Origin of the sequence: Kribbella sp. CA-245084 (genome assembly GCF_050942355.1) — a bacterium.
GTDB lineage: Bacteria > Actinomycetota > Actinomycetes > Propionibacteriales > Kribbellaceae > Kribbella.
The window spans coordinates 4755155-4779268 of record NZ_CP192053.1; the positions used below are offsets into that span (position 1 = coordinate 4755155).

The 24114-nt window shown below is 65.4% G+C and carries 19 protein-coding genes and 1 pseudogene; 8 read left to right on the forward strand and 12 right to left on the reverse strand.

Translation table 11 applies throughout. The features are described from left to right. Positions 1–469: 469 nt before the first annotated feature. Positions 470–3229, reverse strand: a complete 2760-nt coding sequence (locus ACQPYH_RS22865; protein ID WP_432874807.1) for a DUF4365 domain-containing protein — start codon at positions 3227–3229, stop codon at positions 470–472. 127 nt (positions 3230–3356) lie between these two features. Between ACQPYH_RS22865 and ACQPYH_RS22870 the strand changes: the two genes are divergently transcribed. Beyond that, entirely contained in the window at positions 3357–5039 is a 1683-nt protein-coding gene (locus ACQPYH_RS22870; RefSeq protein ID WP_432874810.1) for a TIGR04141 family sporadically distributed protein, read from the forward strand. 511 nt (positions 5040–5550) lie between these two features. Here ACQPYH_RS22870 and ACQPYH_RS22875 read toward each other — a convergent pair. From ACQPYH_RS22875 to ACQPYH_RS22900, 6 genes are all read right to left on the reverse strand, one after another. Then, positions 5551–6456 (reverse strand): hypothetical protein, encoded by a 906-nt coding sequence (locus ACQPYH_RS22875; RefSeq protein ID WP_432874813.1) that lies wholly within the window; start codon positions 6454–6456, stop codon positions 5551–5553. Positions 6457–7208: 752 nt separating this feature from the next. Then, the gene (locus tag ACQPYH_RS22880) at positions 7209–7931 is read right to left on the reverse strand and encodes a hypothetical protein (RefSeq protein ID WP_432874815.1); all 723 of its coding nucleotides are present in this window, start codon (positions 7929–7931) and stop codon (positions 7209–7211) included. A gap of 113 nt (positions 7932–8044) precedes the next feature. Beyond that, a complete protein-coding gene (locus ACQPYH_RS22885) occupies positions 8045–8356 on the reverse strand; it encodes a hypothetical protein (protein WP_432874818.1) in 312 nt (103 codons plus the stop codon). 113 nt (positions 8357–8469) lie between these two features. After that, complete coding sequence (locus ACQPYH_RS22890; protein WP_432874821.1) at positions 8470–9495, reverse strand: ImmA/IrrE family metallo-endopeptidase; 1026 nt, start codon at positions 9493–9495, stop codon at positions 8470–8472. Then, the gene (locus ACQPYH_RS22895) at positions 9492–10367 is read right to left on the reverse strand and encodes a hypothetical protein (protein WP_432874824.1); all 876 of its coding nucleotides are present in this window, start codon (positions 10365–10367) and stop codon (positions 9492–9494) included. Before ACQPYH_RS22895 ends, ACQPYH_RS22890 begins: the two co-directional genes overlap by 4 nt. A gap of 54 nt (positions 10368–10421) precedes the next feature. Next, entirely contained in the window at positions 10422–10778 is a 357-nt protein-coding gene (locus tag ACQPYH_RS22900) for a hypothetical protein (RefSeq protein ID WP_432874827.1), read from the reverse strand. A 147-nt stretch (positions 10779–10925) separates the two neighbouring features. On the opposite strand from ACQPYH_RS22900, the gene ACQPYH_RS22905 reads away from it, so the two are divergent. Next, positions 10926–15404: a sacsin N-terminal ATP-binding-like domain-containing protein gene (locus ACQPYH_RS22905; protein ID WP_432874829.1), complete on the forward strand. Its 4479-nt coding sequence runs from the start codon at positions 10926–10928 to the stop codon at positions 15402–15404. Here ACQPYH_RS22905 and ACQPYH_RS22910 read toward each other — a convergent pair. Then, positions 15370–15843: a hypothetical protein gene (locus ACQPYH_RS22910; RefSeq protein WP_432874832.1), complete on the reverse strand. Its 474-nt coding sequence runs from the start codon at positions 15841–15843 to the stop codon at positions 15370–15372. The genes ACQPYH_RS22905 and ACQPYH_RS22910 overlap by 35 nt on opposite strands. Before the next feature lie 320 nt (positions 15844–16163). Between ACQPYH_RS22910 and ACQPYH_RS22915 the strand changes: the two genes are divergently transcribed. Next, complete coding sequence (locus tag ACQPYH_RS22915; protein ID WP_432874835.1) at positions 16164–16889, forward strand: hypothetical protein; 726 nt, start codon at positions 16164–16166, stop codon at positions 16887–16889. Between the two features lie 70 nt (positions 16890–16959). Then, positions 16960–18126, forward strand: a complete 1167-nt coding sequence (locus ACQPYH_RS22920) for a DUF4062 domain-containing protein (RefSeq protein WP_432874836.1) — start codon at positions 16960–16962, stop codon at positions 18124–18126. A gap of 14 nt (positions 18127–18140) precedes the next feature. Here the strand turns inward: ACQPYH_RS22920 and ACQPYH_RS22925 are convergent, their stop codons facing one another. Continuing rightward, entirely contained in the window at positions 18141–18389 is a 249-nt protein-coding gene (locus ACQPYH_RS22925) for a hypothetical protein (protein WP_432874838.1), read from the reverse strand. Positions 18390–18406: 17 nt separating this feature from the next. Continuing rightward, complete coding sequence (locus ACQPYH_RS22930; protein ID WP_432874841.1) at positions 18407–18682, reverse strand: hypothetical protein; 276 nt, start codon at positions 18680–18682, stop codon at positions 18407–18409. 117 nt (positions 18683–18799) lie between these two features. Here ACQPYH_RS22930 and ACQPYH_RS22935 point away from each other — a divergent pair, with 117 nt between their 5' ends. The 4 genes and pseudogenes from ACQPYH_RS22935 to ACQPYH_RS22950 all read left to right on the forward strand — a co-directional run. Continuing rightward, entirely contained in the window at positions 18800–19465 is a 666-nt protein-coding gene (locus ACQPYH_RS22935; RefSeq protein WP_432874844.1) for a TetR family transcriptional regulator, read from the forward strand. Beyond that, on the forward strand, positions 19462–20400 hold the full coding sequence (locus ACQPYH_RS22940) for an ABC transporter ATP-binding protein (RefSeq protein ID WP_432874846.1): 939 nt from the start codon (positions 19462–19464) through the stop codon (positions 20398–20400). Before ACQPYH_RS22935 ends, ACQPYH_RS22940 begins: the two co-directional genes overlap by 4 nt. Continuing rightward, positions 20397–21986 (forward strand): ABC transporter permease, encoded by a 1590-nt coding sequence (locus tag ACQPYH_RS22945; RefSeq protein WP_432874849.1) that lies wholly within the window; start codon positions 20397–20399, stop codon positions 21984–21986. Before ACQPYH_RS22940 ends, ACQPYH_RS22945 begins: the two co-directional genes overlap by 4 nt. Before the next feature lie 95 nt (positions 21987–22081). Then, positions 22082–22282, forward strand: a pseudogene (locus ACQPYH_RS22950) (AMP-binding enzyme); the annotation flags it as partial. 63 nt (positions 22283–22345) lie between these two features. Here the strand turns inward: ACQPYH_RS22950 and ACQPYH_RS22955 are convergent. Next, the gene (locus ACQPYH_RS22955; protein WP_432874851.1) at positions 22346–23761 is read right to left on the reverse strand and encodes a M1 family metallopeptidase; all 1416 of its coding nucleotides are present in this window, start codon (positions 23759–23761) and stop codon (positions 22346–22348) included. Between the two features lie 66 nt (positions 23762–23827). Then, complete coding sequence (locus tag ACQPYH_RS22960; RefSeq protein ID WP_432874854.1) at positions 23828–24112, reverse strand: MBL fold metallo-hydrolase; 285 nt, start codon at positions 24110–24112, stop codon at positions 23828–23830. Positions 24113–24114 lie beyond the last annotated feature (2 nt).

Here is a 24114-nt window from a genome sequence, read left to right on the forward strand (position 1 = left end):
ACCGCTGAGGGTAAGCTTTCAGCCCGGCTGGAACGGCAATGGCCCGAGTTCGCGCAACACAACGGCCTCGTCTTCACCATGACGCTTCCTCATGAGCTGGTGATCGTCGGCGGACTCGAACTGACGCTCTCCGCACCGGTGCACAGCCTAAGACGGCAACCTCGCCGTACGCCTAGAGGAGGTCGACGAGGCGGGAACAGCTACCCGCATCAGCCAAGGCTTGTTCAAACTCAGCCACCGCAACAGCCGTGACCTACAGGCGCTCACCTGTGCGACTTGATGGTTCCCCTCTGGACCGCACACCACCGCGTGGTCGGTGGCCCACACCCTCCGCCTCGCCCTATTTAGCGAAGACCCCCCCGAGATCGAAACCGAAACATCGCCGGCAACATCCTTGTAGAACTCGGCGCTGCCGCCCTGGGAGCCAACGTCCTCGACAACCCACTCCACAAAGGCGGTCCAGATCTGTCTAGGTCGCGATCGGATCCAGGTACGAGCGCACCAGCGCAGATGGGTGCTCACCCAGTTCCGATCGTACGGAGGGCAACGACACGTCCGGGAAGTCACGCAGAGCCTGGGCAACTGCGCTCGGCAACCTGCACCCGTCATCGAGCCGCAAGGCAGCACCGAGTGTCAATTCGACTGTGGCAGTCAGTTCAGGTTGCTTGGCAGCGACCCGAACCAGCCCGTACGCCGCTTCCGCTCGGACATCCGGATCGGCGTCCACCGACATCGAGATCATGAAAGAGAGGTTGTGCGGACTCCCCCAGATATGGAAGAGGCCCGTGAGCGTCGACTTGTCAGCGCTCCGGTGTAGTTGAAGAAGGGCATTCAGCACCTCGTCATCGTCAAGAGTGCCTGCCGCGACCTCGAGTGTGAGCTTCGCAACGGCGATGCCCCGACCGCTGCCGAACGGATCGGCAAGGGCCTTGAGCTCGGGCACAACCGACCGCAGTCGACTCTGGATGTCGGGCGGAAGGTCCGCAAAGTTTGCCGCCAGGAACCGGACGGTGGTCTCCAGCTGATTGGCCAACAGTGTTCCAGCGGAGAGCGCGTCGATGACGCACCCCCACAGGTCCAGATCGCATGTGTGGTACGCGGCGAGCGCCAGATCGTGAAGCTGGTCGTGAACAAATTGGGTGTACTTGGATGTTCCGTCGTCACCTGAGGCGTCAGAGATCATGCCCCGCACGCGTTCGGCCATGGCCTGACCGAGACTGTCCCAGTCTTCTTTCAAGGTAGATCCCGTGGCTAGCAGGCTGCGTACAGCTTGTTGATCGCCTCCGGCCACCAACTGGCGCAGCTCCAGCACAGACTCCTGATCGAGAGATGCCAGGATCTCGAGCAAGCGCGTCCGGTAGTGGTCATCGCGGCTGAGCGCCTTCTGCCTCAGCTGCGTGATCGCCGCCGGCGGCAAGCTGGTCAGCCGTAGGCCGCCTGCAATTCTCATCAGCGAATCTGCAATGCCCGCCGAATCGCTGAACCGGGAGCAAATCAGGTCAGCACAGGCAGACTGCGACGCCAGTGAGGCCACCGTCAACAGGCGCCTGAGGGCACTGTCTACTTCGTTCCACCTGTTGCTCCCTCCACCTGCATGGTGCCGCACATCGCCATCTGTTGCGAGGAGGCTCACAATGCGAGCAACGGTCTGATCCGCCGCTGCCGTGTCGAGGAGGTCACCGGCGAAGGCGATGGTCGCCAGCGCTGCACCCTCAGATCGCTTCGACCACTCACTGGTCACGAGCTCCTCGACCATCGATCGAAGGCCATCAACGGGCCCACTCGCCCACAAACGACGAGCGGCATCCTTGGCTGAGGTCTTGTGCCCCGCGTCGATCAGGAGTTTCAACGCTCCCTTAGTCGCAGCCGCGTCCCCTCCGGTCGTCAGTACCAGTTGAGCGAGCTGCAGGGCCAGGTATCGCCAGCTCCCCCACGCGCCGCAGAATGCGGCGTTCCAGCGGACAGCGTTCAGCTCCGAATAGCTACTGCTGGTCGTGAAGCGGATTCTTCTCGCCGAGGTCCAACCCTCGAATCGATCGGTGAGGTCCTTCCCCAGCGCACGGTTAATGTCCAACGCTCGCCACCAGGAGGCCGCGTTGTCCTGAGCAGTAATGGCGGTCTCAAGGTCGCCCCGCCCGAAGCCGGCGGCGGAATACAGCACCGCCGCACAGCCGCCGCGGATGGCTCTCACAGACGGATCACCATCGAGGGCCTGCAGGGCTCTCAGCGCCTCAGTTGCAGCTGTCACCGCGGCCTCGGGCCGGTCGCCCTCAAGCAGAAGATGCGCCCGCTGGGCCAAAACCCAACCTCGATCAACCAGCTTGGAGTCATCCTGGGCCTGCAGGAATTCGAGAGCTTGGCCTCCGAGCCACGTCCCCGAACTGAAAGCAAGACAAGCCCGGACCACGTTGCACGCGTCTCGCTCGAACGGGGTCTTGGCAGTATTGGCGAGCAATTCAAGAGCGCCGTCGTCGCCCTCATTGGCAAGAACGCTGTGTAGCGCACCTGCAAACCGCCAGGACCAGTCCTTGTGGGCGGGCCAGTCCTTCAAGCTCGGGCACCGCTTCTCGAGCTCGTCCAAATTGCTGAGACGCCCACGCAGCAGTAGCGCGATCGCCTCTTCGTAGCAGAGCTCCTCCTGCTGACGATTCGGATGCGGAGCGACCAGCCGCGGAGTCACCAGCGCCGCTCGAAGGCGCTCGCTGGGAGCCAGGTTCGACAGGTGGCCGGACCAGGCGCTGCCTTCGAGTTCATTCGTTCGATGGCTGATCGCGATCGCGATAAGGGCGTCGAACGAATCGAGGTCGATTCGTTGATCCTGCGGTACAAAGATCTTGCGTCCCTTGCCTGTGGAGACAATAGCCCGCGGTTCTACATGCGCCCAGTATGTCACCTTGGCCTTGTTGTCCTGGAGAACAAGCAAGTACGGCAGACCGAACTTCACCCAGTGGTCGAAGTGATCGGCATCCGGCTCGGCAAACCACCATCCATGGCGGCCATCAATCTTATGGGTGGGTTCGTTGTACTCGGTTGGACTGGCCTTTACCTGCACCAGGACCGGCGCACTCAGATCGTTGCCGAACTTGTCACGCGCAAACGTCAGCAGATCGTCTCCGATGTCCTGCGGAATCTTCACCGGCGGCGCCCATCCGATTTCCTGGAACGCGACGCCGGCCAGGCTCTCGCCCAGGCCGCCGGTCTGATTCTTTTCAGGTACGGGCAGCGTCATGAGATGGATTCTGCACCACCTTCCCAACCGCAAACATCCGGTACTCGGTACGGCTCGCCGTCTTTGGCACGAGGTACGGACTCTTGTGCTCTGCTGATATGTGCAGAGAGTGACGGGAGGGTATTTGATGGTCACGCGGACTCCACGGGCGCGGAAGGTGACGCTGCACCGTCTGTGGCGCACGCCGGTCGAGGCCGCCGCACTCATCGACGTTCTCGACCAGGAGCAGCTGGACGCACTCGAGAATCTGGATCTCGATGCGGTCACCGTCGCGGGAGCTCCGGGTCTGTGGGTCGAAGGCTCGTTTCGAACTACGGATGGCGAGTCGGCCGAGTGGTGCGTGGCGGCAAGTCGTACGACCGGCCGGCAGGTGCACTTCGTCGACTCCCGATCGGCCGGGCTCCTCCTGTTGATGGTCGACGGCCGTACCTACGCCATCGGCTACGGCCAAGGCCACCGGTTGCTGTCAAGCGACGAGAAGGACCGCCGATTCGGCCTGGAGTTCGCCATTCGTGCACTTGACCCGAAGCAGGTCAGCAAGGTGATGCGCCGACGGCCGGGTGCCAGAGGGCGTACGGAAGTCACCCGGATACCGAGTGGCTCAACGATCTGGGCCTTCGACGTATCCGATGCCCACGCAGACCTGGTCGGCGGCGCAGGCGGGAAGTCGGAAGGTTTCCAGCTAACCCATACACGCCCGGAACAATCCGTACCGGTAGACGGTGGCGTAGGCCTGCAGATCCGGCTGGCCACCGATCCGGCCGAACTCGTCGCAGATATCCGCACCATTGCCACTGTCCTCAGCCGCGAGCGCAAAGCCGAACTCGAGTTCGCCGACCGGATGCGCCCCCTCCAGGACACGGACCTACTCGCCCGCCTGGATGCGGGTCTGGAGGAGATGCTGAGCAGCAACCTCGATGAGGTCGAGCACCGGCTGAGCAGCGTGGTACCGACGGATCTCGCGGATCAGATCGACGATGTCCGCGCGTTCAAGGTCAGGCTCGGCGGCACGAGCCGCATCGCGACCGAGATCACCGTAGAGAACCTCCTCGGTCGGGCACACATCCTGAAGCCCGGGACCCGGCTGCAAGCCTTCCGGGAAGGGCGCATCTCGGCGTACACCGACGACGGCTGCAGCTACCAGATCGGCAGTGCCAAGGCAATCGAATGGCTGGAGGGCATCGCCACCCTGGGCGATCATCACTTCGCACTCGTCGACGGCCACTGGTACGAGATCGACACCGAGTACCAGGTACGACTCAGGCACGCCGTCCGCGAACTGCTCCACGTACGGTCCGACCTTGAACTGCCCGCCTGGCGAAAAGGCGAGTCCGAAGGCGACTACAACGACAATGCGGCCCTCGACCCCGACCTCGGCCTGGTCTGCCTGGACCGCAAAGGCGTCCGGGACGAGTTCCACACCCGCTGGGGCTTCGAAGCCTGCGACCTGCTCGGCCCGGACAACGAACTGATCCATATCAAAAAGGCATCGGGCTCATCCCCTCTGAGCCACCTCTTCATGCAGGCCTGCGTCGCGATCCAGGGGCTCGAAGGTTCCCCCGAGGCACGCGCCCGCTTCCGGGAACTCGTCCACAAACACGGCCGCGGCCGCGAACTGCCGGAAGACTTCAGACCAGCCAAGATCGTCTTCGGAATCCTCCTGAAGTCCGGCGAGCAGATCACGCCCGAGACGCTCTTCCCCTTCGCTCAAGTCGCCCTGGTCCAAGCCGTCCGCCTCCTCCAGTCAGCCCGCATCGAGGTAGAAGTCCGCTCCATCCACCTCACCGACCTTGACCCGGATGGAAGCTGAGCGGTCCCTGATACACCGCGACCTCCAGCCGATGCTGGAGAAAGGCGATTCTGGGCACGACTATCCGGCGCGAATTCCCTGTGACCAGGTCTCCGCTCGGTCACAGGGTTGGCCCCGCACTCCCAACGTCCGACTCCAGTCGCGTGGTTAAGGTGCGTGTCCTCCAGGCCATCGCGTCCATGATGTGGCAGAGCCAGTGCCGAGCGGCTGGTGCCGAGCTGTCACGAGAGATCAACATCGGACGGGGTCCGGTTGAATTCAAGTTTCTCTGCTGGCTGGCACCGGCGTGCACTGGCCGAGGTGAAGCTCATCAAGAGCAGTGGATTCTACGTCGGTGCTTCGAGGCAGTTGCCGCAGTACCATTCGCCAAGCTGGGTGGACGCGGCGACCTTGTGTGCAGTTCGGTTCGGCCTCATGGATGGCCCGGGGTCGCCGCTGTTCGGTGATTTTGAGCTCTCCCGGCGCCGTCCTGGCGAACACCACGACCACTAGCCAAATCTGACAAGGCCAACTAGTGCGCCGAAGTCTGTGCCACAGAATCCGATGCACCGTAGACGAGTTGGTCAACCAACTCCTCGATGGTGCGGTTGTCCGGCTCGGAAGCTCGCTCCGTGCATCCGAGGAACATGGCCAGGACGGCCGTTCCGAATGCGCTTCGTTTGGTCTCCTCGTCGACGTTGCCGGCTGTCGGGTCTGCGATACCCCGGAACGCGTACCCAGTGACCAGCGAGGCAAGCATCTCGCCGAAGTCCTCGAAGCTGAGGCCAGCACGCAGCCGTAGTCCGCGGGCACGGAAGACCTCGGGGTACAGCTCGATAAAAGGCGCGACCGCTTGCTTCAGGTTTGCAGCCAGCGCTTCCCGCACGATCTCATCGCCGTCCGAGGCCGCGGTCGTCAACAATTCGAGCCGAAACTGAGGGCTGCGCAGCACCCTCCCCAGCTCCTCGTAGCTCAGCCGGTGCGCTGCGTCGATGAATTCTGGCCCCTGGATGAGCCGCTCGGCCGCGTTGGCGATCTGGTCAGTTGTGTCCGCGGATTCGTTCACGTACCAGAGAGCAAAGCTCAGCAGGTCAGCGATGTAGTCGGACTGCGAACGCCACCGACTGCGCATCGTCGAGGTACTACCGACTCGTGGAAAGGGGTCAGCGTTGTTCTCGACTTCAGCGGCAACAGACCGCTGCGACAAGAACCCGAGCACGGGCCGGCCCACTGTGTTGGGGTCCTCAGGATCGGTGAGAAGCTTCGCCGATCCTGGGCCAAGATGCTTGCGGATCAGCTGCATGCCGGCCGCGATGTAAGCGGCAGTGACCGGGTCATTCGCTAGTCGCGTACGACTGAACGGTGTCCGTCGATCGAGGTGCTTCAAGACTGCGGCTAGATCTTGATTGTAGGGATAGGGCAGCTGCTGCTTGACCACGTGGTTGACGTTCATAGCGCAATGGTGGGCGCCGATCCCGTCGCGGCGATAGTGCGCAGCTGCGCGCTGGTTCGCAAACGCGTGCACGCAGTTGTGCCACGCAGCTGCGTAGCTGCGTCAGTCTGCCTTCGGCCGCTACAACAGTGACCAACGCAGGCTCGTCAGGATGTCGCGCCCATTGAGACAGCGATCTGCCCAGCAGACAAGCCGTCTCCAGACGGCCCAGCCGAAGACCGAGCCCAACTCGTCTAGGAGAGGTCACCCAAGTGATCGGTACGCCTGTACCCGGCACCTCCGTACCAGCTGCGAGCGGGACGATCAGTCTGCAGCTCCTGGTAGTCGGCGGGCTGTTGGCCGTTGTGTTCATGGTCGCGTGTGCCTACTGCGCGGTTGTAATCATGTCCGTGGTCTCGAAGACGAGCGCTCAGCGCGCCGACGCACGACAGGTCCTCGGTCAGGTCGGCCTGACTCTGGAGCACCTCGTGGAGCGGTTCGTCGACTTGGTGCGCGGCCGGGCTCAGCCACAAGGGACCTCTGACGCAGATCCGTCGGATGACCATGAAACCGCCGATTCGCCTCCGCTCCCTTGACCAGATCGGGTGCCGGTCGGCGGTGCAGACCATTGATCTGGTATGCACCCGCGCTGGGAAAGCGACAGCCTCGCTCGCTCCGCAAAGACTCAGCGCATTGTTGCCGCTAGCCCCTACATGCCTCAGGCATCCCACCCTTGCGGTGAGGGCCGCTAGCGAAGATCACCGTCGCAGGTTGCGATCGTGATCAACCACCTGGCCCTCGGTGGCGGCGTCGGCTCGCATGGGCTGCCGTTCTGTACGTACGTGGTCACGGGCACGATCCGCCAAGCTACCGGGCTGCTGCTCGGGCCGATCGATCGCGCTCGGAGAGTCGGGCGCCTTCGCTGCTGCGGTCGCCGCCACTGGTGCTGGCGGGTTTGCTGCTGCCTGGAGTTGGTCGTTGATGCTGTTGCGTGTCGCGTAGGCAGATTGCAGCGCGGCGTAGTGTTTGAACGGCTGGCCGATCTGCTCCTTGGCGCGGCCGACCTCGGTCGTGAGTCCTTCCAGCCAGTCCCGCTCGCCGGCGAGCTTCCGATCCAACGCCCTGATCACGTTCTCGACCCGGACCACGAGGCCGGGCGTCGGGCTCTCGTTTTCGGTCCGCCAGACCGAGACTCCGTCGACTGGCGCTCCGGCGAGCTTGATGCGTGCCAACGGTTGGTCGGCCAGGTAGAACCGTTCGGCCGTGAGCTCGAAGCCACCGAGTTCACCGACACTGCGCAGCGAGTCGAAGCCGGGGCGAGTGGCCATGACGATCGCGAGTTCATGGCTGAGCGCCTTGGCCACAGTGCCGCGGTCGTTGTGTCTGGAACCGGCGACCGTCATGCGGAAGTTGTCGCCGCGGGTGTCGACGCGCTGGGCGATCGCATTCTCGAGGTCGCCGATTTTGATCCTGGTGGCCACGACGCCGACGAACGGCCCGATCGACCGGCCTACCGGCCCACCGGCGGTCCCAGCGAATCACCGAGCGACGGCTCCACTCCTGAATCCCCAGGCACCCAGGTCTTGACCTCGCCTCAGTCCCCCACCGGCGCGCCATCCACCACTCCGACGTCGGGAAGCTCACCCCCGACGGACGACGGCAACATGTCAGCCGAGGAACTCGCCCTCTTCACCCTGGTCGACACCGCCCGAACCAGCCGAGGCTGCGCCCCACTCCGCCGTAACAGCGACCTCAGCAACAGCGCCGGCACCGAAGCAACCGACCGAGCCCGCTCCAACACCTTCTCCACCACCGCGACCCGAGCCTCAATAGGCAGCAAGAACATGACCGCCGCCACCCGCCTCCTGAACGGCACTGCCACCACACTCCTCAACTGCTCTCTCACCGAACTTGGCGTAGGCCAGGACTACGCCAAGTTCTGCGACGCCCTGCTCTGCCTGGGCGGCGGGCAACTCCAAACGCTACGCCTGGGTCCTCGCCTTCAGATAGCGCTGCGCCCTATGGACACTCGTGCGGAATCACACCGTCCCTCTCGGCGACGCTGAGCTCGCCGAAACACTCCGGACAGGTCGGAGATGCCGTGCGTTCACAAGAACAGGCGTTACACGCGGGGCACCTTGGATCTTTGCAGTCTCCGCACCGCTGGACCGATGCATCGAGAATGAACGTCTCGGAGCATGCCGCGTTGGGGCAATCGAATTCGGCCTTGTCCCATCGGTCTGTGCCGTACCGCGACTCCCGGGTGATCACCGCGAAGCCGTAACGGCCGGTGTGATCCACCGCAACCTCTGCTTCCAGTTCGTGCTGAGCCCAGCCCGATGCCGTCTGAAGCCCGTCGACGAAACGACCTCTGGCAAAGCCGTCGCCTGCTGCGGCCTCGGCGAGGAGCCGCGCCAGGTCCGGCTGGATAGCACCCCGCCGGGGCATCACGTCATTGCTGGGGCTCCGAGCGAACATGACCGTACCGTCGAGGGCTGCCAGCACGATGACGGCTCGCTCCCCCGGCTTGGCCAGATCCGCCGCCCGCATCACCGTTGCCTGGCGAGATGCCTGCGAGCTCTCGAAGGTGTCCCGGATGTGTCTCGCACTCAACTGGTCCGTTCCGAAGGTGACAGCGCCGGCCGGCAAGAGAATCTCGGCTGCGAAGGCGTCTGACACCTCCTCGTTCACCACCCGTCCCTCGGCATCGGGGAGCGCCATCCATACCGACAACCAGTCCAGATGCTGACGCTGGACATGATGTCCGTACTCGTGCAGCACGGTGAAGTTGTCGCGTCGGTCGGACACCGACGGATGAAGGATGATCGTCGGCGGGTTCGGTCGGTAGAAGCCGAAGACCGAGCAGCCGGCCGGTGGATGGTCGTCGAACTCGACAGTCACCTCGGGGTGGCTGTCCAGGGCGACGATCGGGTTGTCGCGAAACGCCGATGCATCCAGCACCCCACGCCCGATCTCGAGCTGGATCAAGCGCTGAGCCACCGTGTGCAGGTCTCTCTGCCTGAGCAGGTAAGCAAAATCGGTCATCCATCATCACGCAGCAGCCGCTGTACTGCGGCGGCCATCCTGTCCCGCTGGGGCGCCGGGCCCGCCACCCGGGCCGCCAGGGCGTACTCCTCGCGCACCCGTTGCCGTGCCACCGCCTCACCCACGCCGAGCTTGCGTGCCACCGCGAGCACATCGTCCTTCCAGATCGGCGACAACAGCTCGACCACCGACTCGTCGGCCAGCGGCGCGAGCAGCTCCGCCGGAGCCAAGCCGAAACGCTCGACCAGTACTTCGACCTGCCCGGCCGACGGCGCCGCTTCTGCCAGGAAGAGCTGAGCGGCGTCCGGCGCTGCCAACCGCAGAGCCTCCGCAAGATCTGCGACCGTGATACCGCTGTCGCGCAGAACGTCGCGGTTCAGCGGCGCTTCACCCGGCACCGGATGCGGCCAGACGTTGAAGCAGATGTCCTCCCACTGGTCAACCATCGCGGTGTCCTGATCCCGGGCCGCGGAGTCGTCAGGCCGCACCGCGGCGTACGGGAGCGGGGACTCTGTCCCGTTCTCGACAGCTTCCAGCATCAAGGCCATCGTTCGCTGCGACAGCTCTGTGCCGAACCGCCGATGGAGCAGGTGAAGCCCGGCGCCGGTTTCCCGGCTCGGCCAGACGAACAAGGGTGTGCCAAGGCTGGACGACGGAAGCTCGATCGCCGGCCTGAACCCGCCGTCAGCGGGCAGCGTCACCGGCCACAACAGCACGTGACCCTGCGCAACGCCGGAGACAACTGCCAGACCCAGACCGCTACCATCCCACGACAGCAGCCAGAGATCGCCGATGGCCACCGGGCCGGGTTCACCGTTCAGCCAACGTCGTTCGTCGGTGACTCCCGGCGGCGCACTCATCAGCTCAAGCACCGCGACTTCCCTTCTGACGTCCCGACCCGGCCGGCGCCGGACATATCACCTTACTCAGGCCATCGGTCGTGGCCGGTTCATGTAGTGAGCGAGGACAGCTGTTCGCAGCGGCTCCGGCAGCGTGGACTTGTAGTCGCAGACGCTGCGCCGCCCGGTCAGATCCTTGCGAACAGCCCGGATGAAGCGCGTCGTCCACCACCCCGGCCTCGTGAGTTTCAGCTCGTTCTGTTGCGGGCTGGGAAGGTCATCCGGCTGATTGGCCGTGGTGATCCTCGCCATCGCCCGCCATGTCGACTCGTCCGGCAGTTCGGCCACGCAGACCATGCGGCGACGTTCCTTCTGATCGAACTCTCGTGTGGCATTGCGGTGAACCTCGTAGATGTCCCCGCGCTGCGCAGACCCCCCTGGCATCTGGTCAGCCTAGGGCGTGGCGCTCTGCCTGGGAAGCTCTGACCGCGTGTAAGCGCCCTGGTCCCGCGGTAACACTCTGTGGTCAGGCGCGATGTAGGGCATGGAAGACCGTGGGCGACAGTCGACGGCATGTATGCGGGGGAAGTCGTGGCTGAGACAGTGACAGAGCAGGGGCTGGTTGGTGCGGTCTTCACCGAGATCGAGGCAGAGGGCGCGGCGCGGGCTGTGCTGGAGCATGATCCGGAGGGGGCCGCGCGGGAGTTTCCCGAACCGGAGGATGCCGGGGCGGCGGCGGAGGCCGTTCGGTGGCTTGGGAAGCTTCTGAATGGGCAGTTTCCGGCTATTCGGCGGGCGATGCAGAGTGCCGAGCTCAACGCGGCCCAGCTCAGTGACGATCGGCTGCAGGGGCTGGCTGAGCTGATACAGAACGCCGATGACACCGGCGCCACCGCGGCCTCGTTCGCGGTGACCCGCGATGCGTCCGGTGGGCGGGTGTACTTCACCCACAACGGATCGGCCCTCAGGTTCCGCGATGTGCTCGCGCTGGCCACTCCCTGGTTGAGCTCGAAGACCAACGAGTCGGACAGCCTCGGCAGATTCGGTATCGGCCTGATGACCCTGCGAGCGCTGTCCGACACGATCGAGGTTCACTGCGCGCCGCTCCATGTGAGCCTCGGCTCCCAACAGGTGCGGCCGATCTCCCCGATGGACTTACCGCCCGACGGGCGGACGACGTTCGTCATCCCGCTTCGCGATCACGAGTTCGGCCTCGAGGACATCCGGCAGTGGTTGCTCGGCTGGGGTGACACCGGGATGCTCTTTCTCCGCAACCTGGCTCGAATCGACCTGATCGACCCGACCAGCGAAGATCCTGAGTACTTCCAGCTGCTACGGGAGGCGAAGGGCGCGCTCGATCTGCCCGGCGGTGAGGTTGAGCAGCACACCGCGGTCGCACGGGACGGGCGACGCTGGAGTGTCTTCTCCCGGGCCGAGCCCGTCAGCCCGGACGTCCAGCGCAATCTCAAAGCTCAGGGCGCCACCACGAGGCTCAGTGTGGCGTTCCCAGTCGGGCATGGCGATCCAGGGCATCTGCACGCCGGCCTGCCGATCCGCCCGATCAACCTTCCGTTTCGGGTGGCCGCACAGTTCGATCCGCTGGCCAACCGGCGTGACATCGCCGAGACACCCTGGAATCTGTTCCTGATCACGGCGTTCAGCCGCTTGTGGCTCGACGCCGCCCGGTACCGGTTCGAACTCGACCCGGCATCGGCCTGGTCCTGCATTCCCGAGCTGTCCGAGTTCGCCCAGGACACTCGAACCGTCGGCCGGCTGCGTGAAGCGTTCGAATCCCGCCTGCTGGTCGAGGAGAGGACCGAGTTCACCGGCACCGTGAAGGTCCGAACACCCGCTGGATGGCTTCGGCTCTGCGATCTCGGGATCGAGCCCGAGATCCTGACCGGCGTCCTCACCGCTGAGGACATCACCCGGCTGGCCGATACCGCGGGCGCGCTGCCTGTCGACGCCCGCGACCCCGGAGGCGACTGGCGCCGGATTCTCGAGGATCTCCGCTCCACCGGAGCCACCGTCCCGCGCCAGGTCGAAGTGGCGGATGCACTGGAGTTGCTCGGCCAAGAAGATCGCCCGGTCGATTTCGTCGCGGGCCTCACCGCCGCCGCCCTCCACGAGAACCTGGCCGATCAGCTGGCCGGCCGGCCGTGCCTGGTCCTCGCCGACGGTCGCCGGCTCCGCCCCGGAGACGTGGACGGACCATCGGCCCTCGTCGACGCGGATGCCGACCAGATCTGGGCCGACCTCGAGATGGGCCGGCATCTTCACGACCAGTACGCCACCGTCCCGGGCTGGCAGAACATTGCCGACTGGCTGACGACCACCCACCGCCTGGTCCCCGCCGCAACCTCCGACAACGCCCTTGCCAGACTGGCCATCGCAGGCACCCGCGATCAGGTCCTCCCCCACTCCTTGAGCGATGCCCAGGCGAACAGCCTGCGGGCGGCCCTCGAGCGATCGACCGACGCGAACCGGACGAGATGGGCGCTGAACATCGGCCGCGCGGTTCGCTTCGATGCCGTCAGGTACGGCCTGGGCGGCGAGCGAATCTCCCTCAAGGCAAGACCGTGCGAGGCCTACATCATCGAACGCGACGCCGATAGTTGGTACGTCGCGGCAGGGCGAACTCCCGGTCTGATCTGGCTCGATCGCCGCTACGCCAAAGAACTGACCACCAGCGGCGGGCGGTCGATCGGCGCCCAGAGAATGTTCAAACTCCTCGGCGCCGAGGTTGCTCCCAGACTGCAGACTCCGACCCAGCTGGTCAGGCGCCTGACCAACGAACGGCAGGCCTTGCCAAGTGGTTCGGCAGGTGAACCCCGCGAACGGGCCGTCCAGATGCGACGCCTGCAAGCCGAATACACCCTGGACGACCACGTTTCGCCTGATCTGGACGCGGTCCTAACCGACATCGCGAACGAGAAGGACAGCACCCGGCGCAGGCGCCGGGCGGACGCGGTGTTGAGCACCCTCGCGCGCGCCTGGAGCAGATTCGACGGCCACACCCACGCCAAGGCAGTCGCCCCGTACTACTCATGGCAACCCAAAGGCGACCTACCCGCTTGGTGGCTACTGCGTGCGGCCGAGATTCCCTGGCTGAGCAGCGGCCGTGGATCGGCCAAGCAGCCGAATGAGCTGAGGCGCCGCACTCCGGGAACCGTTGCGGTCTACGGCGGCGAACCCTCACGCTACGTCCACGCCAGCCACGACACCGCGGCTCACCGGGTGGTCCTGGATGCCCTCGAAGTTGCCGGTGATCCTCCGGCCAGCGAGCTGGTCCGGCTACTGGAGAACCTCCGGAAATCCATCACCGATCCAGGCGAAGCCGCGGACGCGACCGCGGCTGTCTACCAGGCTCTGGAAGCTCAGATCCGCACAGCCGATCTCCGCCGTCAGCGGCTCGGCGACCTCTCCTTGCCAGCGCTCCGTGAGCTTTTCGGCCGTCAGGACGGGCTGATCGCCACGAATCTCGGCTGGCGCCGGCCGACGACGGTACTGGCCGGTCCGCCGGTGTTCGGCGACCTTCGGCCCTTCGTCCCCGCCACGTCCGGAACCCAGCGACTCTGGGAGCTGCTCGGTATCCGTCCACCCTCGACCGAGGACGCAAAGCAGGTACTTCGGAAGCTGGCCAAGCGGCCAGATCTCTCCACGGCCGAGCAGGTGATCATGCACGAGTCGCTGAAGCTACTGGCCGACAAAGAGGGTGCATCGCTGACCAGCCTTCACCGGCTGGCTCTGTGGACCGACCGCGGATGGGTCACGACGCGCCCGGTCTACGCCGTCACCGACCCCAGGCTCACGGCCCCGGTATCAGCGCTGGCGCCGGTCTGGACACCGGGTGGCGATCTGCGGCAGTTCGACGCCCTGATCAAGCCATTCGATCTGACGGTTCTCGACACCAGCAGGGCGCGGGTGGTCGGCCGGGACCGGGCGATCCCCGATGACGACGCGACGGAGATCTTCGGCCGCGCGGTACGAAACTTGCAGACCGATCTCTCCCTGAACGACCCGGGCGCGGAGCGAACCCTCGCCCTGCCCTGGGACCAACTCGCTCGCTACCAGGTGCAACTACTGACCAACCTCCGGATCAAGCTGGAGGAGCCCTTGCTGAAACGAAGCGAGCTGCAGGTGGCGGCCTGGATCGATCCCGCGGAGGAGATGCTCTACATCAGTGAGCCCGGCGCTGCCGGCCGGATTGCCGCCGGTGGCTACGCGATCGCATCGTTGTTCACGGTGGGTTCGCGGCAGATCGCCCAGGCGTGGATCGCTGCCTGGGCGGATGCGGTGGACGGCCATCGTGCCGAGGCCATCACTTTGGCCTCCCGACGCGCGGCCGACGAGCAGGCCCGGCGGGACGCGAGCAGGAAGAGGCTCACCGGCCTCCGGACCACGCAGAAGACCCCACAGAAATCCACGCCCAAGGCAACTACTACATCGGGGAGGCCGGGCGGCGCGAGTCCGCCGCCCGCACCCCGGCCGGCGCGAACACTGGTCGATCCGGCAAGCCTCACTCTCAACGAATCGTCGGGCCAGTTGTCCTCAGGTGCCGAAGGGACCGAGACCGAGAAGACCCGATCACCACTGAAATCTCCCGACCTGGATCGCCCGAAGCCACCGCCCGCCAGTTCACGGGGACCGGCAAACTACTCACCGCAGGAGCGCGAGGACGCCGGTATGGAACTGCTGCAGAAGATCTTCACCGAGATCGGGGTGACGCTGACCGACATCCGGCACCAGCCGAACGTCGGCGCCGACGCGGTCGACGACCGTGGGCGGTACTACGAGCTGAAAGTCCACCACAACGCCGTCCCGGACCAGGTCCGCCTGACCGACAGCGAGATCCAGCGCGCACTCAGCACCGACGACTACTACCTGGTTGCCATCGGCAACATCGAGGCCGGTCAGGGCGATCCCGAGGTCCGGATCATCACAGACCCGGTGCACCAGCTCAGGGTGGAGCCGACCGGCACGCTGGTGTTCAGCGGAGTCCGGTCGGCCGAGGCCCTCGTCTACACCTTCGGGGTCACCAGGAGTTCGGGAGAACCGGGCGAGAGATGATCTGGTTCGATGGACTGGCGCCGTAGAAGCGAATCTGCGACTCGCTGTTGCGATACAGGCCCGGGGCACTGGCCAGTTGGTCGTTGGAGAACTTGGTGAAACCGGACCAGGCTCCGTTGCGCCACGACGCGTACCAGGGTGCGTTGTCCAGCCCGCGGATCACCAGCCGGGGGATGCCGATGTTGTCGGTTAGCAAAGCAGGGCTGGCGTTGGTGAGGCCCGTGCGCAGCTCCGTCCACTTCACGCCGCGGAAGTCGGTCTGACCGGCGCTGAGGGTCGTCGTGCGCAGCGTGTCGTCGCCCTGCACGCTGGACCGCAGAGCGACATGGATCTGGTCGCCGGAGGTGGTCGCGATCGCGGGACCTGACCGGGCCTGAGCCTGGTAGAAGCCTCCTTGGGGAAGCCTTTGCATGATCTGGATCGGTCGACCGTGCTCCATGCCGAGATGACAGGCTTGTCAGCTGCTCGTCAGGGGTGCCCCAGTAGTACAAGTAGCCATCGTCCTGCCAGCCACTGACGCCGCCGAGCGGCTCTCGCGAGCCGTAGACCAAGACCAAATGGGCATCCCTGAGCGACCCAGAGATCCCGCGTTGGAGATCCGCCCCGCACTCCTCATGCAACTCCCACCTCGTGGTGAAGTCACCATGACCGAACTTCTAACGACCCGATCCGTACCTCAAGTCTCATCCACCAACTCGTCGCCAGGTCCATCGTCGTCTGCCCAACCGACATTCTGAGGCGGCTGAAATTGTCAGTGCCTTGGCCCAGACTGACGGTATGACGGTTGAATCGCTGACAGAGCAGCTCAGCACCGAATGCAGTTCCAGCCTCCGTAGCACGCTGAGCGTCGAACTCGGCACCGTGCTAACACTGCCGGATCAGAACCCACATCTACCCGGAGCTGTTGGCTACCAAGCAACGACGACGCTGACTTGGTACCCGCACGACGAGGACAACCCTAGCGATCTGCAATTGCTGGGGTCGATCGCCGGCCAGGGCACCGAAGTGGACAGCGGCGTCGAGTTCACCGTGGGTCACGGCAACTTCATCATGGTCGACATGCTTCAGCCGGACCTGTTCGAAGCCCTCGACGAGCGAGAGTCCGACCTCTCGTACCTCGGCAGCTGTCTGTTTGCTGCACACGCGAATGACGGGTATGAGATCGAAGCCGAGCTGGATAACCTCGAGAGTACTGCGATCCTCGTCAACTCCGTGGAAGTCGATCCGCAATGGCGCGGTCTAAGGCTCGGCCTGCTGGCCACAGGCTTGGTGATCCAGGAGCTCGGCCGCAGCAGCAGCTTCGCCGCCCTGCACCCAATGCAGCCGGGGCTTGACGACCCACACGAGCGCAGCCGCTCCCACCGCCGACTTGCCGGTTACTGGTCTCAGCTGGGCTTCAGGCCCTGGCGTGAGGAGGTCCTGGTCCTTGATCTGAGCACTAGGACCCTCGACGACAACATGTCCGAGCTGCTCGCCAGGTACTAGCCGGGGCGGCGCTCAGATGGAGAACCTCTGGGCTCCCTCGGCGTTCGCGAGGAAGGCGTACGGTGAGTTGGTGATCATCGACGCAACTGCCGCCGCCCGCCGTGCAGACCGTGCTCAGGCTGACGAATGGCTGACCGAGCAGCGCGTCTTCATCTCGAGTGCGATGGGCGACACGGCTACTGAACGGCATGCGGTGGCCGGTCTGATTGAAGGGACGGGGGCCCGCGCCGTCTGGTTCGAGGAATTCGGCCGAGATGCTGATGCTGAGGAGGCCTATCTTACGCAAGTAGATGCCTGCACGATCTATCTCGGCATTCTCAACGAGTTGTACGGCCGCCCCAATCCGCCGGACGGCGACTCGGCGACCGAGATGGAATTCCGCCGCGCACGCGAGGGCGGAAAGCGTGCCGTTGTCTATCTAGCGACGGACTCGCCTCAGCGGGAAGGCGCACTCGCGCGCTTCATCGACCGCGTGCGCTATTCCCTTACCACCGAGAACTACGCGGATATCGAGGACCTCGTACGCCGCGTTGGCCGGCGTCTCGACGAGCTAGCGGCCGAAGCCTTGTCGCCCTGGATCAAGCTAGGAGACCTCGTGTTCCGCGCCGACGAAATCGTCGACACCGGTGGAGCGATCACGATCCGAGCTCGGGTTTCCGAGGACGTTGCTCATCAACTGGAAGGCATGCGGGATTCCCGCTACGGTCGACAGCGACTCGTCTACACGTCCCGCGTTCGCGTCGCTACTGCCGAGGTCGGAGGCGTTCAGCGCACCACTCGGGCCGGCGGCCCCGAAGAACTGACTATTGAACTCACCAACGTCAAGGTGCCGAGCGGCGATTCGCTCCGTGTCGCCACCACCGGCTACAGCGCCGACGACTTGGTCGAAGTGGGCGTTCGCGGCGCCTTCCTCGGCGAGGCAATCCCTGACCAGCTTGGAATGCTCGGTTCGCTCGCCAGCCCAGGGGTCAACATCAACGACCTACGCGAAGCGTTCGACCTGCCGAACGAGTTCGCAGAGGCCGTTGCCCGTCTGGTCGTCACCGAGGGCCTCGTCGGTGGAGGGAAGGCCCAACGGATCATCTCGCTCACTCTCGGGCCCCGAACCGGGAACGTGCGTCGATTCGCGCTCGAGTGGGAGAGTCCGCAGATCTACCAGAATGAGCAGCCGACTCGTCACCGCGTCGAGGGCGAATGGCGCCGACCCCGCCCGCAAGAGCCACGCTCTCGCCGCTGATCGGACCCGCACCCTCAGTCCGCAGGCGAGCGGCCAGCGAGCGAGTCCACACAAAGGTCGAGGCGTGTGGTTAAGGTGTGTGTTGCTCCTCGGACACGGTACTTATCCACACGGTCGGCCAACGGGTCGACTTCCAGGTCCACGGTTTGCTCGCGATGGTCGTACGTCAGCGACAGCCGAAGCGACGAGTAGAGCTCACTCAGCTCCTCCGGACCGGCATTGTCCAAGGCGCTCGCGATGTCGCCTAACTGGTCCACGTACATCTCAAGTTCTTCACGACCTAACGCCTTCGCACTCGGCACGGACGCGAGCGCCGTCTCGGCGCACGCTTCTCCGCGACCGCCGCGTTGTACCGCTCGCGCAGCTCCACCGGATCCCAGCCGGAATCCAATGCCTTGCGCAACTTCTCCATAACACTCTCAGCCGCAGCCACTCGGTCACGCAGCCGTGCGGCCTGCTCGACCAGCCGCTCCCGGGAGTCGTCCGCCTCGAGAAGAGTGGCGATGGTCTCGCGCCGATGGATCTGATCGAACAGTGACGCGATCCACCGGTTCACTTGCGGACTGCGTCGAGGTGCGACGACCGACGAGTGCGAAATTCAACGTATGTTGACTTAGGTGTCCGACCACCTCTACCGTCGATATCTCAACGCTCGTTGAATTAGGGGTGCATGGTGGCGGAGCGCAGAGCCGGGCGTGCTCCCGGTCGGCGTCCGGGTCGGCCCGCGACCAGGGACGAGATCCTGGGGGCCGCGCGAGGTCTGTTCGCGGAGCGTGGCTACGTCCGTACGACGATCCGCGCGGTGGGCGCGGTCGCGGGGGTGGACCCGGCTCTGGTGCACCACTACTTCGGCACCAAGGAGCGTCTGTTCCGGGCGGCGCTGGAGGTGCCTGTTGATCCGGACGTTCTGGTCGACGAGATCGTGTCGGCTGGGTTCGACGAGGCGCCGTCTCGACTGGTCGAGGCTTTCCTGCAGGTGTGGGATGCACCGGAGACGGGGCCGGCGGTGGTGAGCTTCGTACGCCGGGTGTTGTCCGAGCCGGAGTCCGCGGATCTGGTCCGGGAGTTCTTTGCCGCGAACGTACTGGGCGGCGCCGCGAGGAAGCTGCTCGGCGATGTCGCTCCGGACGAGGCCGGTGTGCGCATCGGCCTTGTCATGAGTCAGATGTTCGGTCTGGTCATCCTGCGAAAAGTGCTGGGTGTCGAGCCGATCGCAACCATGCCGGCCGATCAGCTGGCAGTGATGGTGACCCCAACGATCATCCGCTATCTGCGGGGCGGACTGTCCGACGTTCTGTTGCCAACAGCAACCGAGTCTCAGGAAGTAGGACTTTCATGACGCTCACCTCTGCGTCGGCCGACGTGCCGGCGATTCGCACCGAGGGGCTGGTCAAGAAGTTCGGTGTGTTCAAGGCACTGGACGGTCTCGATCTCACTGTCGCCCGGGGCGAGGTCCACGGGTTCCTGGGACCCAACGGCGCCGGGAAGTCCACGACCATCCGTGTACTGCTCGGGCTGCTGCGCGCGAACGCCGGCACCGTCGAGTTGCTCGGCGGCGACCCGTGGCATGACGTGGTCGAGCTGCACCGACGCCTGGCGTACGTGCCAGGAGATGTCGTGCTCTGGCCCGGCCTGTCCGGAGGTCAGGCCATCGACCTGCTCGGCAACCTGCGTGGTGGACTGGACAAACAGCGCCGCGCCGACCTGATCGACCGATTCGAACTCGATCCGACCAAGCGCGGACGCCAGTACTCGAAGGGAAATCGGCAGAAGGTCGCGATCGTCGCTGCCCTGGCCGCGGATGTCGAACTGCTGATCCTGGACGAGCCGACATCAGGTCTGGACCCGCTGATGGAGGCCGTGTTCCAGGAGGAGATCGCCAAGGACAAGGCCAAAGGCCGGACGATCCTGCTGTCCAGCCACATCATGAGCGAGGTAGAGGCGCTGGCCGACCGGGTCAGCATCATCCGCCAGGGCACGATCGTGCAGACCGGGACCCTGCATGATCTCCGCGGTCAGGCACGCGTCGCGATCAAGGCGACCCTGGCCCGTCCGCCCGCGGATGTCCGTTCCCTCACGCTGATTCACGACGCACATCTCGACGGACAGAACCAGCTCACCGGCTCGGTCGAGCCCGACCAGGTCAACGCGGTGATGGCCGCGCTGGTCCCGCACGACATGTCGTCCCTGACCGTGTCGCCCGCCTCCCTCGAAGACCTGTTCCTGCGCCAGTACGACGATGGCAAGCAGCCGGCTGGGGAGAACTTGTCATGACGACCTTCACCGGCACCCAACCACTGTTACGGGTCGCGCTGCGCCAGGACGTTCGCAACATCGCACCGTGGGTGGGTCTGATCTCCGCACTGTCTGCGACGTCGATCCTGGCCTACGCCTGGATCTTCCCCGACCCAGAGGATCGCGCCGCGCTGGCACTCACACTAGGCGGCAACCCCGCCCTGTCGTTGCTCTTCGGGCCGGCACGGAACCTCCTGACTGCCGACGGTTTCAACGCCTGGCGGGCCGGCGGCCTCGGCGCATTCTTCGCAGGACTGATGGCGATCCTGATCGTCGTCCGCAACAGCCGCGCCGACGAGGACTCAGGACAGGCCGAGTTGCTCGCATCCGGCGTACTCGCCCGGGCCTCCCGGCTCGCAGTCGCCGTACTGATGGCCGTGATCGCATCCGTGGCTCTCGGCGTCGTCTGCTTCCTCCTCACCCTGGCATGCGGTGGCGGAGCCGCGTCCACGCTGGTGTTGGCGGCGACCTTCACCGCATCAGGCCTGATGTTCGCCGGCCTCGCGGCCGTTGCCGCTCAACTGGGTTCCGACGCCCGTACGGCGAGCAGCATCGCCGTCGCCGCGCTGGGCGTCTGCTACGTACTGCGCGGCTACTTCGACTCCAGCAACGCCCCAGACTGGACGAGCTGGCTCACCCCCTTCGGATGGCTGCAGGAGACTCGGCCCTCCACCGACAACAACCCGGTGCCGCTCCTTGCCGCCCTCGCACTCGCCGTCGTCCTGGTGGCGGTGGCTTTCGTACTTCAGAGCCGCCGCGACTTCGGACTCGGACTCATCTCGCCACGTCCCGGACCCGCCGAGGGCGGCATCGTCGCCAACATCTGGGGGTTCGCCTTCAGACTGCATCGGGCGGCGCTGATCTCCTGGCTGATCGCGTTCGCCGGCCTCGGACTGATCTTCGGCAACCTCGCCACCTCTATCGGCGACATCATCGGCGACAACCCCGCGATGGCCGGGATCCTCGCGTCCGGCGCCGCCACCTCGTCCGACCTCACCTTCGCGTTCCTGGTCACGATCCTGCAGATCATCGGCATCATCGCCGCGGTGATGGGCGTCCAGGTGGTACTGCGGATCTACGCCGAGGAGATCGACTACCGCGTCGAACCTCTGCTCGCCGGATCGCTGCGACGATCGACGTACCTGGCCAGCAACGCCCTTGTCGCGTTCCTCGCTCCCGCCGTGGCGCTGCTCGTGGCCGGCACGACGCTCGGTCTCGTCGCCGCCGGGGGCGACGACGACGTGGCGTTCGGCAAGGTCATCCTGCAAGCCGTGGTCACGATCCCGGCCGTGTGGACCCTGGTCGGCCTCGCGCTGGCCGCCGTCGGCGCCGCACCGAGCAAACGGATCATCGCCTGGCTCGGCGTCGTCGCGACCTTCGGCATCACGCTGCTCGGGCCGACCTTCAAATTCCCCGACTGGGCGCTGGGCATCAGCCCACTCCACCACGTCCCCAACGTGACCGCACCAGCCCCGACCTGGAGCGGCCTGGCCTGGCTCGGCGGCGTCGTGATCATCTTCACCGCCACCGCATTCGCCGGCTTCCGCCGCCGCGACATCATCTGACTTTCGCCGTCCGGACCCACGGCTGGCACCACATCGGCGGCATCGGCTACCTCGATCAGGACGGCTACGCCTACATCGTCGACCGCAAGAGCGACATGATCATCAGTGGCGCCTTCAACATCTATCCCGTGGAGGTCGAGGCCGCCCTCCACGCGCAACCGGAAGTCCGGCAGTGCGCCGTCATCGGCGTACCGCACGAGAAATGGGGCGGGGCCGTCGTAGCTGTCGTCGTAGCTGCCCAGGACGCCGCACGCGACGAGGCAGGCATCATCGCGCAGGCGCGGCAGGCGCTCGGACCGGTCAAAGCTCCGAAGGCCGTCATCATCGTCGACCGCCTGCCCCAGACTCCAGTCGGAAGATCAGAGTTTCGGCTTGCCTGGTTGGTAGAGCCAGGTGTGGAAGAAGGCACCGAGATCGCGGTGGGTGAGTCGTTCGACGAACCGGATGAAGGTTTGCGTCGAGACATTGCCGTGCCGGTAGGTCGTCGGCCACTGCTTGAGCACCTGGAAGAAGGCTCGGTCGCCGATCTTCAGGCGTAACGCCTGCAACGTCATCGCACCGCGGTTGTAGACCAGGTCGTCGAAGATGCGATCCCGTCCGGGGTCGGCCACCTTCCCCGTCCAGTCCTTCTCGCCGGCGTAGGTGTCCGCGAAGCTCCGTGCCACCGGGGTGCCGTTGAACTTCTCCTGGTAGAGCCATTCCGAGTAAGTGGCGAAGCCTTCGTTGAGCCAGATGTCCGACCAGTGCACCGGGGTGAGGCTGTCACCGAACCACTGGTGGCCGAGTTCGTGGGCGAGCAGGTCACCATCGACTTCGCTGGTGCGCTGGTCGTACACCGGTCGGCTCTGCGTCTCCAGGGCGTAGTCGACGCCGACATCGGCGAGAATGCCGCCGGTTGAGTCGAACGGGTAGCGCCCGTACATCGACGACTCCCACTGGACGACCTGCGCTGTCGTCCGGTTGAACACCCTGCCCTGGCCGGGCTTGGTATCGATCGATTTGCCGATGGCGGTGATGTTCGGGAGGCCGGTGGCCGTCACGCCGCGGGTGACGTTGTACTTCCCGATCGCGAGCATGGCCAGCTCGCTGGCCATCGGCCGGTTCATGTGCCAGCGGAAGGTGGTCCGGCCGTTGTGCTTCGTGGTCGGCCCGGGCTCGCCATTGGCCAGCACGGTGAGTCCGGTCGGCACGGTGATCGTCTGGGTGTACGTCGCCTTGTCGTCGGGGGTGTCGTTCACCGGGTAGTAGGTTGCCGCGCCGATGGGCTGGTTCAGTGCGACCGCGCCGTCCTTGGTGGCGACCCAGCCGGAAACGCCCAGCGCCGGGTCGTCGACCTTCTGCGGAACGCCGGCGTACGTCACCGAGACGACAAACCGGCTTCCCCGCCACAGGCCGTGCGGCGGGGTGATCACCAACTCCTGCGCACCGCGGCGGGTGAAGGACGCGTCCCGCCCGTTGACCGAGAGCTTGCTGATCTTCAACGGTCCCTGGAAATCCAGGTCGAAGCGGGACAGATTCTGAGTGGCCTTGGCGAGAATGGTCGTGGTCGCGTTGATCGCCTTGGTCTTGGGGTTGAACGCCAGGCCGATGTCGTAGTGGCTGACGTCGTAGCCGCCGTTCCCCATGTCGGGGAAGTAGGGATCCCCGGCGCCAGCCGCGCCGGGGAGGAACACCGACGCTCGTCCTGGCGCGGCGTTCGCCGTCAGGTTCGTCGCGGCCACCAACCCAAGGGCCAATGCACAGACCATCAACAGGTAACCACGGCGACGCTCCACAATGCCTCCTAGCCCGGGGGGACCTGGCCCAACCCTAACGGCCTTCGACTCCGAACGGAGCAAGATCTACAGCGCCACCCGCAGTCCGGGATTAGCCAGGATGACCGGGCAACCTGCCACCTGGGCCGCCTCCTCGAGAATCCACAGGTGGTTCTGCCAGGCGCGCAGATGGGTAAGGACCAGCAGCTTCGCCCCAGCCTTCGCCGCCAGCCGGCCGGCATCCCCGGCAGTGAGATGCGCGCGTATCGGACCGTCGGCGTCGAAACCCGACGCCTCGGCCAGCAGTACCCCGCAGCCGTCGGCCAACGCCTCGATCGCTGCACGCGGCTCGGTGTCCGCCGTGTAGCACAAAG